Consider the following 13808-nt stretch of genomic DNA (forward strand, 5'->3'; position numbering starts at 1 on the left):
ATAATTAATTTCCAGTTTTAAAAAATGAACATTAAAAAATCCCACCTAAAATAGGAGGGATGAAATAAATTGGTTTGAGGAAAATCCTTGAACCACAAAGCTCGGCGAATGCCGAGAGTCTATTAAATTTCAAGGAGGTGAGGCACGATGGATAGTAGTCCTGAACCCAGCCTGATGCCATCAATCAAGACAACTGAATTAAGGAAGGCAGGCGTGCCTTACTCTCTTAGAGGCATGTTCTTCCTTTCATAAAAAAGGAGGAATTTAAATGGTAAGATTAACAAAACAAACAAGAGATGATTATATTCGAACTGTGGTTGATGTTATTACATCGAAAAAGATCGAGAGATTTCGTGAACTGTTTTTAGATCTACACCCGACCGATCAAGCGGATCTATACTTATTGCTTGATGCGGAGGATCGTCAGTTTGTCTACGCTGCTTTAACGCCAGAAGAAATGGCGGAAGTGTTCAAGCAGTTAGATGTCAGCGAACAAAAAGAGCTCATTTTAGAGTTGGATCGTGAATACTCTACTGCGATGCTTAATGATATGTACGCCGATGATGCGGCCAATTTTTTAGCAGAGATTGATCAAGTGAAGGCACAAGAAATTTTAGTGGCGATGAATAAAAAGGAAGCAAGCGAGATCAAGGAGCTTATGTCCTATCCACCGGAGACGGCTGGAGCGATTATGACGAAAGAATTTATTGTCCTTCGCTCGACCGATACGGCTGCTGACGTCATCGACCATTTGCGAAAAGAAGGCCCTGATGCGGAAACGATCTATTATTTATATGTAGTGGATGAACAGAAAAAACTCGTTGGCGTTGTGTCGTTACGGGATTTGATAACCGCCCCATCGGATCAAACCATTGAAACGATTATGAGCACTCGCGTAGTTTCTGTTTTGGTAGGTGAGGACCAAGAAGACGTGGCAAAATTAATTAAGAAATACGATTTCCTCGCAGCACCTGTCGTTACAGAGCAAGGGACATTAGTTGGAATTGTGACGGTTGATGACATTATCGATGTACTAGAGGAGGAAACAGAAGAAGACTTTGGAGAAATGGCCGCTGCTAGAGGCTCGATGGATACCAACATTTCTGCCTTTACAGCTGCAAGAAAACGGGCACCATGGATCATTATGCTGATGTTTTTAGGCCTCATTACCGCAGAAGTGATCGGTCAATTCGAAGAAACGTTGGAAGCTGTCATTCTTTTATCTGTCTTTATCCCGCTCATTATGGATTCAGCTGGAAATACGGGAACACAGGCTTTGGCGGTTGTTGTTCGTGGATTAGCTGTTGGAACAGTAGACCGATCCACCGTTGGTAAAATGCTGAAGCGAGAGTTTGGAACCGGCATTATGCTCGGAATCATGTGTGCCGTAACCCTTTTAATCGTCATTCCTTTCCTTTATGGAAGCTTCGTGTTAGCGGGAATCGTCGGTGTTTCGTTACTATTGACATTAAGTGTCGCGACAATGGTAGGAGCCACAATCCCTCTCATCATTAATAAACTAAAAATTGACCCAGCGGTTGCATCAGGGCCGTTCATTACGACCTTGAATGACATTCTTGGCCTTTTCATCTATTTTTCGATCGCAACCGCATTGCTTCAATATTTGCCGCAATAACGTAAAAGGTGCTGCCTCAAAAGTCTATCTTTAGAGGCAGCTTTTCTGATTCGTTTAAAATCGCGACTTGGCGGACGCTTTCACCAAAAGCACAAGTGCAACCATCGACTCACGCACATCTTGTTTGCATTCGTTGTGTTTTCTTTGCCGCGGGCAACGCTCCAGCTTCCTTGTTTGCTTTTCCCGAAGGAGTCGCCGCCTGTCTCTCGTTCGACTCCCATTAACGCGCGAGAGAACATACAAAAAAATTGCCCGATCGTTCTTATAAGGAATGACATGAAAAGTGTGAGATTCTAGACCTTTTCAAGAAGTTGTATGGTTCCCACTTTAACAATCCTCAGCTCAGCATTGCTTAAAACGGATGATTTTTATAATGAATTGTCATACAATAGAAAGGGAGTTGGTAAAAAACAACAGTTCTAGGCGGGAGTACATTTGTATGCTAAGAGAATCTTGCCGCGAGGGTGTGTCGATCGTAGGAAAGGTCAATTGACACGAACGTGAATCTGGATATTCGATTGCTTTACGAAAAAGCTGACAAATACCTTCAAAATGTTAAAGGCAAGATAAAAGGAGAGGGTGATATGAACGAACAAATCATCGAGGATTTGTCGAGTCCGTGGTCAGGTAATACGGTTCACTTAGTCACGGTAGACGGGAGTCAATTGATTAAAAAGCAATACCGAAAAAAAGAAGGTTACTTGCGAGAAGTGCATGCGCTACGTACCGTTCCTCAAACCATTTGTCCTTCTCTCGTGGATGCATACGAGCAGCAGCAAACGATCTACACGACATATGAACCGCTACAGAAAGACATCCAAGCGGCTGATTTAGATGAGATTATTGGGAGCTTATTACGTCAGCTCCATCAACATACCGCCCAAAAAACAAGCGTGTTTGACCCTGGAAATGGTGTTACAAAAGAAACTTGGCTTGACTATCTTGAATCGTTTGCACCGAATTGGCTCCAGACGATAGGAACAGATAAGTATGAGTCTATGTATTGTTCGACTATCAATTCTGTCCGAGCAGCCTACAATAAAAAGCAAAGAGCGCTTTGTCTCATCCATCGTGATGCTAGGCTTGCGAATGTTGGGCAAGGACGTAATGGACATTTTCTTTTCCTAGATTTTGAGCTGGCGATCATCGGGGACCCGTTGTGGGATTTGGCTCGGTATCTGATTCAATCCGTTCATTCTGAAACAACGTTTCTTAAAGCATACGAATTTGATCACACGGAGATAGAAGTGCTGCAAGCCTACAAAAAGCTGTATGCGATGAGCTTTATGAACTATTTAATAAAAAACAAGCAAGCAGACACTCTTGATTTTAAAAAATGCGTAAACGTATTGACCAATTGAACAGTCGATGAAATAAAAGGAGGATGAGATGAGATCAATCAAAGTAGAACATTACGAAGCATTTAGTACAGTACCATCGAAAGGAAATCCTGCTGGAATCGTTTTAGACGGGGAGGGCTTGACTGATTCGGATAGGCAAAAAATCGCGAAGCAAGTAGGTTTTAATGAAACTGCCTTCCCGCTTCCATCCGAACGAGCAGATGTAAACATTCGGTTCTTTACACCAGGTCACGAAATAAATCTTTGTGGACATGCCACAATGGCAACGATCTATGCGTTAAAGACGAAAGGATTACTTCCAGATCGAGACGAGATCACGATTGAAACGAAAGCAGGCATTTTGCCCATTCGGCTGAGCATAGATGTAGATCGTTCGATGATGATTACGATGAAGCAAGCCGCACCTCAGCTTCGAGCATTTAGTGGATCACGATCGGAATTGGCCGCTTCGCTTGCCCTTGAAGAAAAGGATCTCCATGAGGAGCTACCAGTAGTCTATGGTAGTACTGGTATGTGGACCTTACTGATTCCGATTAAAAAGCTCGATGCTTTTAAGCGAATGCAGCCAAACAATCAACATTTCCCTGATATTTTGCAAGAAATGCCTCGCGCCTCTGTCCATCCGTTTTGTTTAGAAACGTATGACCAAGAGGCCGATATGCACGCTCGCCATTTTTCTTCACCGTATTCCGGTACGGTAGAGGACCCAGTTACAGGAACGGCTTCTGGCGTGATGGGCGCCTATTATCATAAATACATAGAGTCATCACCTTCGCTCCAGTTAATCGTCGAACAAGGGCATGAAATCGGTAAAGATGGTCGTATTGCCGTCACAGTTACTGAGCAAACGGATGATGTCATGATCGAAATCTCAGGTAATGCCGTGCTTATAAGGGAGTTTGAAGTTCGTATTTAATTTTCGAATAGCAAAAGGGGGAGTAGTTATCACATTAAACGAACAATCAATCATCGTGACGGGGGCAGCCAAAAGCGCCGTTGCTTGGATTGACGAAAAGCTGTGTGATGATCTTCGCCCCCATGGATTAGAAGATGAGACGCTTCATTTGATTGCTTCGCCTTTGTTGCCAGAAAAAGTAGCTGATACCGTCGTTGTTTGCTGTCAGATCAGGCGAAGCACTATACAGGAGACACATTTAATCAAAAAAGCGAGCTGCTTGATCCTTTGAAAACGTCAGCTCGCTTCTCTTTATTATTAAGGCTCAAAAACGACTTTCATGGTTTGGCCTTTTTTCTTATTTGCCGCAGTTGCCAGTGCTTCACGGTATGCTTCCAACGGAAAACGATGGGTAATTAAAGGGGAGAGATCTACCTTCCCGTCGGCTATTAAATCGACTGCGATTTGTAACGTTCGTTTTTTTCCTCCCTGCCAATCTTCCATGCCGTAAGTGAAACTACCTTTAACCTCTAGCTCATTTAGCCAAATCATCGTCATATCAAGGTTGTCGATAAAGCTTGCGAGTCCGATCAAGACGACTTTGCCCCCTTTACGGGCAAATCGCAAAGAGTCATGCAGGCTTTTGCGATTTCCGACACATTCGTATACGATGTCCGCCCCTCCATGTACAATCGGTTCACCAAAAACGGGATGAAGGACATTGGCGTTGAATGACTCGGCAACCGCTGTAACGTAGTCTCGTTTCCGCGAAAGAAATACGATTTCGTCCGCCCCAAATTGCTTAGCAAGTTCCGCTTGAAAGGGGTGTTTGGCTAACGTCACGATTTTGCATGGAATCTCTAACGCTCTAATGGCAGCGATCACGCAAATGCCAATCACCCCCGATCCAATGACAAATATCGTGTCTGAAGGCTTCGGCCTATTTTGCAAGACCGCATGAAGGGCACAGGCAAATGGCTCCACGAGTACACCATTGTCATCATCCACACTAGAAGGCAACGAAATAACCTGACTTTGATGGGCGACCAAGTATCGGCCCCAACTACCACCTGTGTCTTTGCATGTTCCTGTCAATAAACCAGGGGCAATGTCGCCGTCGTTCATATGGTGACATAGGTTATAGTTTCCGTTTGCACATTCAGGACAGACGGGGGTAATGCCGCGAACCTCGCAGGAAAGAAGCGGATCGATGACAACGCGCTGACCCACTTGTAAATTTGTCACACTTTTTCTTGCTTTAGAAATCGTCCCAACCATTTCATGCCCAAGGGTAAACGGGAAGGAAACGAAAGGAGAGGTAGCTGGACTGTCATTTAAAAAAATGAGGTTTAGGTCACTCCCGCAGATTCCCCCATATTTCACTTTAATTTCTACCCAGTGGTCGTTCGGGAGAGCCGGTTTTTCTACGTCTCTTAGTTGAAGGCATGAAAACGGCGATTCCACATAGAGAGACGAATTCATTTTTCCCATCGCCTTGCTTAATGCATATTTAGGAATGCTTAGATCAAATTGGATCGCTTTCATGTTTTCACCTATTTCTTCTGTTTTTTTATGGTGAATTTCGTTATAATGATCCTAATCCATCGGAACTTGAGGAATGATTTTTCCATCAATCCGTTCGAAAATGTCATCTAAATCACGACCGGTGATCGTGAGCCCATGGTTTTTCAAGCCGATTACCGTTCGAGACGGATCCTCCGATTCACTAACCATTTGCGCAACGGTTTCGGCTAGTTCAAGGGTGCCGCATGGATAATTGAATTGTGTCGCTTGAATCCCGTCCATCCATGCGTGAATATGAACGATCGCACCGACCTCAGGATGCTCACGATAGATCATCCAATGCTCGATCGCATCTACAGACGCCCGCTTCGGCTTGATTTTTGGCGGGATGCTCACCTTCATCGCATTGCTTTTTTCATCGTAGCCAGAAATGTATAGAAAGTCTTTGCCTACATCGCTCATATTTGATTTGTCAATCCCGCTTGCGCTCATCCAGAAGTTGTTCTCATCTTTTCGTGCACTCAAGTTTCCATAGCTCAGGCCACCGATACCATAAAGGCGATTCAAATGACGAATGTCCCTTGGGGTAAGAACTTCCTCTAACGGGAAGGGAGCAGGGAGTAAATTCATCGTATCTAATTTCTTACCTGACACACTTAAGGATTCCGTCACTTCATCTCCTTCCCAGAGCGGCTCTGGTAAATCTTCATAGAAATCATTGTTGATCACAAGCCTTGAGGATGCGAGGGGTTCCAGCCGTTCAAAGATTTTCTCGAAAATTTCCTCATCGCTTTGATTTGAATCAACCATGATCGAATATCGCCCTTGCTCAGGCGTTAGAAAATATAGCTCGGTTCCGTCGCTATGGTGTACAACATACATTAGGTGGTTGGCAAGTGTCCGCACTAAATAGGGATACGCTTCTTTATGAATATCCTTTGGTTTTTGAAACGTTTCAATGATAGTTACTACAAATGTCGCTTGAGATTTTCTGCGATAAGGTCGTGGATTCTCCATATCCGCTAAATGAAACACGAGCTTAGGGTGATCTTCTGGAGCAGGCAAATAGGTATAGCCTCGCGTAGAAAAAATCTCTTTCATTCCTTCCGTTAACCAACTGGAAAACGGCTGATTCGGTATACCGTGAAATGTAAATGTTTTCATATATTCAACCTCTAGAATGTATATAAATTTCTCTTCTTATGAATAATATCTTCAACGAAAACCAAAATTATACATATAAACACACGATGTTTTTTTTGACGAACGGGAAAGAGGAAGAAAGAAGGTGGTACAGGTCATGTACGGTTTTATAGTCAATAAAGCTTCTGGTAACGGGAAAGGGCAACGTACGTGGAAAAAGGTTGAGTATGAGCTACAAATAAGAAACACGCCCTACCTTGTCCGTTTTACAAGCGGATCTGGTCATGCAACAACGATTGTCAAAGAGCTTTTAACAGAGGGAGTGAAAACAATCATTGCCGTTGGTGGGGATGGCACGATTAATGAAGTAGCCAATGGTCTTGTTAACCATCGCGTCCCACTAGGAATTATTCCAGCCGGCTCTGGCAACGACTTTGCCCGCTGTTTAAATATTCCGATGCATTATGAAAAGGCGTTACACCGTATTTTTGAAAACAAGCAAAAAAAAGTGGATTTGCTCCACCTTGGACAGCGACATTGTTTAACGGTTACAGGTATTGGATTTGATGGGAAGATAGCAAAAACAGTGAATGAGGCGATCTATAAAAATTGGTTCAACCAGTTCGGTTTTGGTGGGCTTTCCTATGTGTTAAGCATGCTAGAAGTCTTGAAGGATTACCGTCCAACGAATATTCAAATCACAGTCGATGGAAAGGAATTATTTTTCTCTGGTGTTTGGCTTGTGGCGGTGGCGAACTCACCTAACTACGGGGGAGGGATTCGGATTTGTCCAGAAGCTAGTTACGATGATGGCCTTTTAAACATTTGTGTGGTACACGGAATGTCAAAGTGGCAGCTGCTCCGATTGTTTCCGAAAGCGTACAAAGGAAAACATGTAGTGATGGAACAACATGTGACTCTTTTGACCGGTAAGGATGTTTACGTTCAATCTGATACCCCCGTCCTTGTCCAAGGCGATGGGGAACCAATAATGGAAAGCCCTGTTCGTTTGCAAATTAAAAAAGGTGCTCTCTCCGTTGTGTGAGGGCATCTTTTTTAGTGAAAAGGTAGTCATGTTCAATCTTGGCCATCCTGAGTCTGTTCATGATGAGGCTTTTCTTCCTCAAACACCTGACCGTACTCATGCTGGATAAGGGAGTAAATTACTTCTGTCATCGTTTCCTTCATTTGATCAAAGGACAAATTCACATTATTCACTCCTTTCTTTTAGTTCCCTCGTCAATTGCAAAATCCACGTTTTCAAATCGACAATTCGCAAAAACGGTGGCTGAGACTCGGTTCCCGCCACGAGTAACGGAATAAGGGAGTCATCGTTATGAAAGCCACCATGGCTTGCTCCGTTTTCATGATGGGGGGTACTTTCTCCGATAAATTCATGGCCTGGCTTTGTCGCGCAAACAACAAAATCACCGTCATGAGAGTGAAGGCAGCTATGAAGCCTTTTTAAGGCGTCAGGATACTCGCCAAACGACAGGTTCGACCCATTTACATTCAAATCAAGGACGGTGGTGTCGCCTTCAATCGTCCACATCTGCTCATATACGTCTTTTACGTTTCCATTTTCCTTAAATCGCAGCGTGCCTTGTTTATCTCCAGAAATAACGTGAATCCACTCTTGCTCTTTCCACGCGATGACTTCAATTCGAGCGTCAGATTGTAGTTTTTTCGCAATTTCGTCTAATGGGAGAACGTCTGGATGCAAGGAGTAGACAAAGCAAGAACGTAAATTCATCCCGAGTACGATTTGGTCATCAGGCTGCACACCTTTTCTTAACTTTGTGATTTTCCAAGGCTCCAGAAGGCGACGGAGATCCACTAGTGCCTGCTCTTTGTTTTCGCCAACCGTCGCTTGACCGTTATCACCCATAAGAATCCAAATGTTGCGCTCAAGGGCTTCTTCCCAAGAAGAAAACGCGTTTAACAGTTGCTGTAGTTGTTCGTCCATTTGCTTTATGCCTTTTAGGTCCATTCGGCCATGCTTATGAACGCGCTTATCATGATCGGGCAAATAGACGATAGAGAAGTGGGGGATCATGTCCTGTTCAACAAAATAGGTAAATTCCTGTATGGAAAAGTGGTTGTTAAAACCGTATTTATTCCAAACATGACTGTATTTTGTCCATGGGCTCATTTTTGAAAACTTCCCGTACACAAAGTGCGAAGGGCCTTTGGTTGGGATGGTCCGATCTAACGGAACAAACAAGCGGAGCAAGCGAGGTAGCTTTAACTCATTTTCAACAGACCCTCGATAAACGAGCGCATTGACCGAAGCGGCTGTCTTCCCTTCTTGATAGAGGTCTTCATAAATCGTTGTAACATTAGGGTTTAAATGCTCGTTGTTTAAACGATAAAACGTGTCATATACACACCTTGATAAACCGAGCTTCATCTGTTCTATGACATGGGTTCCATAATTAATAATTCGCTGTTCTTTTTGATTAAACCAAGCTAACGCGGGGATGTGATGCTGATCTGAATAGTGGCCAGTGATAAACGTACTTTCCACATTGACAGACATCGTTGGAAAAGGAGCAACGACATCAGGATAATAATGGTTTGCTTTCTCCATGAAAAACTGTAATGCCGGCAATGACTCTTCCTCTAACGCCCGTTGTAGAGGTTCGTCCATTAATGTATCAAGCATCATCATGATCACATGTTCACGTGGATTGTTCTCAGACATGTCAACCTTCCTTTGATCGAAAAATGTAAGTTGTCACTTAGTATGATAAACTCCGCCAAATTTATACTTTTGTTGCTTATCGTGATGCGATTTCTTTGAAGATGATTTGAAGATGAATGGAAGGAATTGAGCAACAATCCATTGAATGATTCACACGCCCCTTTGTCACAATATATAAGGACGATCATGGCTTCGACATCTTTGAAAGAGAGGAAATGAAAATGGAACGAGGACCATTGATATTTTCCGCTTCTATAGGCAATGGACATAATCAGGCTGCCAAAGCCCTTCAAGTGGAGTTTCAAAACAAAGGATATCAACCAGAAATCATTGATACGTTTTATTCGTTAAGTCCGGCCTTACACAAATTTATGCTTACGAGCTATGTAAACTTGCTCAAGGTGGGTCCAAGGATCTGGAAAAAGATTTACTTTCAAGCGGAAAAATATCCGTTATTTTTGTTTTTAGATCAGTTTGCTACTTTCTTTGTAGAAAGCCTCCATGCGACTGTGAAAAGCAACCGGTGTTCCTTTTTAGTTTCCACCCATCCGTTTGTCACCGCCTTTCTCGTTCGTTTAAAAAGCAAGAAGCAGTTAAATCTGCCGTTATATACAGTGATTACCGATTTCGTTCTTCACCCAGCCTATCTCCGCCCTGAAATTGATGGCTACTTTACAAGTGATCCGAACTTTACCGACTTTGCGAAATTGAACAACGTATCCGATGATCGCTTCTTTCCAACGGGTATCCCGATTCCTAATCTGGAATCAATCGATCAACCGAAATGGAAAGTGAGGAACGATCTAGGATTAGACCCTCAACGTAAAGTATTGATTATTGCAGGAGGGGGCATTGGCTTAACCAATTACGCTCAAGTGATCCGCGCCCTTGAATGTTTACCCGAGCCCATTCAACTGTTATGTATGATTGGTCACAATTACCAGGTGAAAGAAAAAATTTCACGAATCAAAAGCAAACACGAGCTAAAAGTAATCGAATTTACCGATAAATTTTTACTCTACCTCAAAGCAAGCGATGCGATTTTGTCTAAGGCCGGGGGCTTAACGATGGCTGAATCATTAGTGTGTGAGACGCCAATTATCATTCACCAGCCAGTGCCTGGTCATGAGGAACACAACGCAAAATTTTTAATTGACGCTGGCGCAGCGCTAAGGGTAAAGGGAAGCAAGGAAATTCCTACAACAATCAAGCGAGTTCTTTACGAAGAAGCGTGCTTTGGTCCGATGATCGAAAATGCGAGAAAACTAAAAAAACCAAATGCTGCCAATGAGATTGTGGAGCAGATGTTGCTTTTAGTGAAGGAACAGCAGCACGCCTTCCGCTAGCTAAGAAAAGATCACCAATCAAATGAGTGTGATCTTTTTTCGTGTAGTTCTTTTGATCTGATTTTAAAATGAGGCAAAAGACCTTAAAAGTAAAGAAGATCAAGGGTGGACGCGAAAAGACAAAAAAAACATACTAAAACGGTTGAAATTGACAAAGAAATACGTTGAAACTACTATAGATTGAGGAAATAACCGATAGTACCTGGGCGACTGATTTTTCTATTAAATAAATCTTCTTGACTTTTAAAGGATGGTGTTATTATTACAGAAAAATCCAGTTCTTGATACATGTGAAATGCTGAGCGAATAAGTATCTGTCGATTTTTGATTCAGGACGTCGGTTGAAAATGAGGAGGAAAACATTGATTATCCAGCAAAATATATTGTGAAACTTCGATTAGAGGCGACAAAAGAGTTGTTGTTAGAAAATCCAGGATTAACAATTAAAGATATAGCCTATGTTGTTGGTTTTGAAGATCCTAGTTATCTCAGTCGTATATTTAAACGAGAGAAGTTTTTTGGATGCAGCAGAATGAGCCTACGTTCGGGCAAACATTTTCAAACGCTCAACTTAGTAAACTTCTAGGCATTCCTGAACAATATATGGATACTCGTTATCCGATTCAAGAAGTGGAAACGGGATTACCCGTGATCATTGTGCCGTTAATCTCTTTACATGCCGTAAAAAAAGTAAGAATTGAAAAAGAGCATTATTACCGATTGATTGAACAAACCAACGCAAAAGGAATCCTTGTGTTTTCTCCAGAAACATACCATGAGGAAAATGATTTAAATGTTCGAGACTTTGCAGATTATTATGGAATTCCTGAAGATCCTGCGACTAGGAGCTCAAACGGCTGTTTAGCCGCTTATTTAGTAAAATATCGCTATTTAGGTACAGATCGCATCGATGTTCGTGTAGAGCAAGGTTATGAAATAGGCAGGTCATCTTTGTTGTTTTTACGAGCTTTTCAAAAAAAAATCAATCAACGTCTCGGTTGGAGGAAAGGTTGAAAAAATAGCACAGCGAGAGTGGCTCCTTTAATCTTAATGTGATTAAGCTGTGTAAGAAAAAATTTTTTCTTGACATTGTTATTCCATTTTCATATGATAAGATCAACAAGAATGACAGTCACTACTGACAGTCAGGGAGTGGGCATATCAAATGACAAACAACCATCTCGGTACAAGTGAGAAGTTGATGATAGCAGCAATCGACCTCATATCAGAAAGAGGGTACAATGGTGTCACCACGTTAGAGATAGCAGCCGCCGCTGGATTTAGCGAAAAAACATTGTTTCGCCACTTTGGCAGCAAGCAAAATTTACTCGAGCAAGCTTTCGATCGGTTTCATTATGGAGAGGAAATGAAGGGATTATTTAAAGAAAAGCTCGTTTGGGATTTGCATGAAGATTTACTTATGATTAGCCAAACGTATCACACGATTATGAACCGCAACCGAAAGATGATACAGATTGCCATAAAAGAAGGAAAGAATTTACCGGGGTTTCGTGAAAGGACTCATCGTCATCCCCAACAATTAAAAGAATTTTTAACCACCTATTTTTCGGAAATGATCAAGAAAAGGAAAATGATTGACGTTCATCCTGAACATACGGCTGTTTCTTTTATGCTCTTGAATTTTGGCGCGTTTATTAATGAACTTGACTCCGATAAGAAAAGGTTTACAAATGTATCACTTGAGGAATTTATTACGAACAGTGTCCGAGTATTCACTAGGGGATTGACCCCCTAGTTTTTCTAACAACAGAATGTCAGTCAGTACTGACGTTCCTCTATAGGAAAGGTGGTTATCACAATGATAGAAGAGAATCAAAAACGAGGGAAACTCTTAATGCGGATCGTTATGTGCACCCTTGCTCTTTCAGCGATGAGTGTGCTCATATTCAACTTTGTCCTCGCGGATATTCAAGACACGTTTCAGATTTCGACAGCACAGGTAAGTTGGGTCACGTCTGTTTATGGCTTGATTTATGGCATCGGTACGGTTATTTATGGAAAACTCGCGGATCGCTATCGATTAAAGCATGTGTTGACATTTGGTCTCATCATTTTCGCTTCTGGCTCGTTGATTGGATTGATGTCGCAAACGTTCTCTGTACTTTTATTTGCCAGATGCTTGCAGGCGGCCGGTGCTTCTGCGATACCGGCGACGGCCATGCTCATTCCATTACGGTATTTTCCTCCTGAAAAAAGAGGTTCAGCAATAGCCACGGCATTCGTAGGGTTAGCGCTCGGAACCGCGCTAGGCCCGATCGTTTCTGCATTGATTGTCAGCTTTGCCCATTGGCGCTGGTTGTTCTGTGTACCGCTCTTCATCTTGCTCACCCTGCCTTTTTACCACAAGTATTTACAGGAAGATGAAGCACATCAGTCAGGAGGAACCATTGATTGGATAGGAGGTGGTTTCCTTGCAATAACAGTTACGTTTCTCCTTCTCAGCATTACAAATGGCACGTTGCTATTAGCAGTAGGGAGTGCAGTCCCGCTGGGGTTATTCATTTTTCGTATTCGCTCAACATCTGAGCCATTCATTGAGTCTCAGCTATTTAAAAATAAAGCCTATACGATAGGTTTGGCTATGGCATTCCTCATAAGTGGAATCGGGGTTTCCCTCTATTTCCTCAGTCCGTTGCTCTTAGCTGAAGTTCAACAACTGCCTGCTAACTGGAGTGGCTTTTTCATGGTTCCTGCCGCGGTAGCGTCAGCACTTATGGGGCGGAAAGGAGGGAAACTCGCCGATACGAAAGGGAATCCATTTTTGTTTTTCACTGCCTCTGGATTGCTCATTGGTTGCTTCTTCTTGCTTGCACTCTTTACCTGGGCTTCACCCGTGTTCATAGCTGCATTCTTGATTTTGGGCAACGTGGGGCAAACGTTTATGATGGTTGCGATTTCGAACTCGGTTTCAATGACACTGGCGAAAAAGGAAGAAGGTGTTGGGATGGGGCTATTAGCATTAATGAACTTTTTGTCTACAGCGATGGCGGTAGGAGTGTATGGAAAGGTTATCGATCTAGGCTCCCAATCCCATTGGCTTTCTATGAATGTAGAGCCCAATGTACTCACCTACAGCAATATCTTTTTCGTCTTAGCGATATTGCACCTGTTGGTTCTCGCTCTTTATGTGGGGTTGGCTAAGGTGAAACAAAAGAAAATGTACGCAAAAAATATGTAA

General features: G+C 42.7%; 14 protein-coding genes. 10 read left to right on the forward strand and 4 right to left on the reverse strand.

Annotated features, from left to right (window positions below):
• Positions 1 to 268: 268 nt before the first annotated feature.
• The 4 genes from mgtE (at position 269) to E2L07_RS11280 (ending at position 4184) form a co-directional block, all read left to right on the forward strand.
• Entirely contained in the window at positions 269 to 1636 is a 1368-nt protein-coding gene (gene mgtE / locus E2L07_RS11265; protein WP_053431188.1) for a magnesium transporter, read from the forward strand.
• A 584-nt stretch (positions 1637 to 2220) separates the two neighbouring features.
• Complete coding sequence (locus tag E2L07_RS11270; protein WP_134229598.1) at positions 2221 to 2997, forward strand: aminoglycoside phosphotransferase family protein; 777 nt, start codon at positions 2221 to 2223, stop codon at positions 2995 to 2997.
• Positions 2998 to 3025: 28 nt separating this feature from the next.
• Positions 3026 to 3913: a PhzF family phenazine biosynthesis protein gene (locus tag E2L07_RS11275; protein ID WP_134229599.1), complete on the forward strand. Its 888-nt coding sequence runs from the start codon at positions 3026 to 3028 to the stop codon at positions 3911 to 3913.
• Complete coding sequence (locus tag E2L07_RS11280) at positions 3897 to 4184, forward strand: hypothetical protein (RefSeq protein WP_134229600.1); 288 nt, start codon at positions 3897 to 3899, stop codon at positions 4182 to 4184. Before E2L07_RS11275 ends, E2L07_RS11280 begins: the two co-directional genes overlap by 17 nt.
• 26 nt (positions 4185 to 4210) lie before the next feature.
• Here the strand turns inward: E2L07_RS11280 and E2L07_RS11285 are convergent, their stop codons facing one another.
• Positions 4211 to 5437 (reverse strand): zinc-dependent alcohol dehydrogenase, encoded by a 1227-nt coding sequence (locus tag E2L07_RS11285; RefSeq protein WP_134229601.1) that lies wholly within the window; start codon positions 5435 to 5437, stop codon positions 4211 to 4213.
• A 51-nt stretch (positions 5438 to 5488) separates the two neighbouring features.
• Entirely contained in the window at positions 5489 to 6580 is a 1092-nt protein-coding gene (locus tag E2L07_RS11290; protein WP_134229602.1) for a class II aldolase/adducin family protein, read from the reverse strand.
• 136 nt (positions 6581 to 6716) lie between these two features.
• Between E2L07_RS11290 and E2L07_RS11295 the strand changes: the two genes are divergently transcribed.
• A complete protein-coding gene (locus tag E2L07_RS11295; RefSeq protein ID WP_053431183.1) occupies positions 6717 to 7604 on the forward strand; it encodes a diacylglycerol/lipid kinase family protein in 888 nt (295 codons plus the stop codon).
• A gap of 32 nt (positions 7605 to 7636) precedes the next feature.
• Here E2L07_RS11295 and E2L07_RS21525 read toward each other — a convergent pair whose 3' ends face one another.
• Together E2L07_RS21525 and E2L07_RS11300 are read right to left on the reverse strand one after the other, a co-directional pair.
• Positions 7637 to 7768, reverse strand: coding sequence for a hypothetical protein (locus E2L07_RS21525; RefSeq protein ID WP_010898113.1), 132 nt, complete (start codon positions 7766 to 7768; stop codon positions 7637 to 7639).
• 1 nt (position 7769) lies between these two features.
• The gene (locus E2L07_RS11300) at positions 7770 to 9263 is read right to left on the reverse strand and encodes an alkaline phosphatase family protein (protein WP_053431182.1); all 1494 of its coding nucleotides are present in this window, start codon (positions 9261 to 9263) and stop codon (positions 7770 to 7772) included.
• 221 nt (positions 9264 to 9484) lie between these two features.
• On the opposite strand from E2L07_RS11300, the gene E2L07_RS11305 reads away from it, so the two are divergent.
• The 5 genes from E2L07_RS11305 to E2L07_RS11325 all read left to right on the forward strand — a co-directional run bounded on the left by E2L07_RS11305 (position 9485) and on the right by E2L07_RS11325 (position 13808).
• The gene (locus E2L07_RS11305; RefSeq protein ID WP_166740062.1) at positions 9485 to 10609 is read left to right on the forward strand and encodes an MGDG synthase family glycosyltransferase; all 1125 of its coding nucleotides are present in this window, start codon (positions 9485 to 9487) and stop codon (positions 10607 to 10609) included.
• 385 nt (positions 10610 to 10994) lie between these two features.
• Positions 10995 to 11195, forward strand: a complete 201-nt coding sequence (locus E2L07_RS21740) for a helix-turn-helix domain-containing protein (protein ID WP_166740063.1) — start codon at positions 10995 to 10997, stop codon at positions 11193 to 11195.
• Entirely contained in the window at positions 11132 to 11623 is a 492-nt protein-coding gene (locus E2L07_RS11315; protein ID WP_243854948.1) for a PhzF family phenazine biosynthesis protein, read from the forward strand. The genes E2L07_RS21740 and E2L07_RS11315 overlap by 64 nt, the downstream gene beginning before the upstream one ends.
• Before the next feature lie 151 nt (positions 11624 to 11774).
• Positions 11775 to 12365 (forward strand): TetR/AcrR family transcriptional regulator, encoded by a 591-nt coding sequence (locus tag E2L07_RS11320; protein ID WP_134229604.1) that lies wholly within the window; start codon positions 11775 to 11777, stop codon positions 12363 to 12365.
• A 63-nt stretch (positions 12366 to 12428) separates the two neighbouring features.
• Entirely contained in the window at positions 12429 to 13808 is a 1380-nt protein-coding gene (locus tag E2L07_RS11325) for an MFS transporter (RefSeq protein ID WP_134229605.1), read from the forward strand.

The sequence above is a fragment of the Halalkalibacterium halodurans genome (assembly GCF_004376175.1).
Taxonomy (GTDB): domain Bacteria; phylum Bacillota; class Bacilli; order Bacillales; family Bacillaceae_D; genus Halalkalibacterium; species Halalkalibacterium halodurans.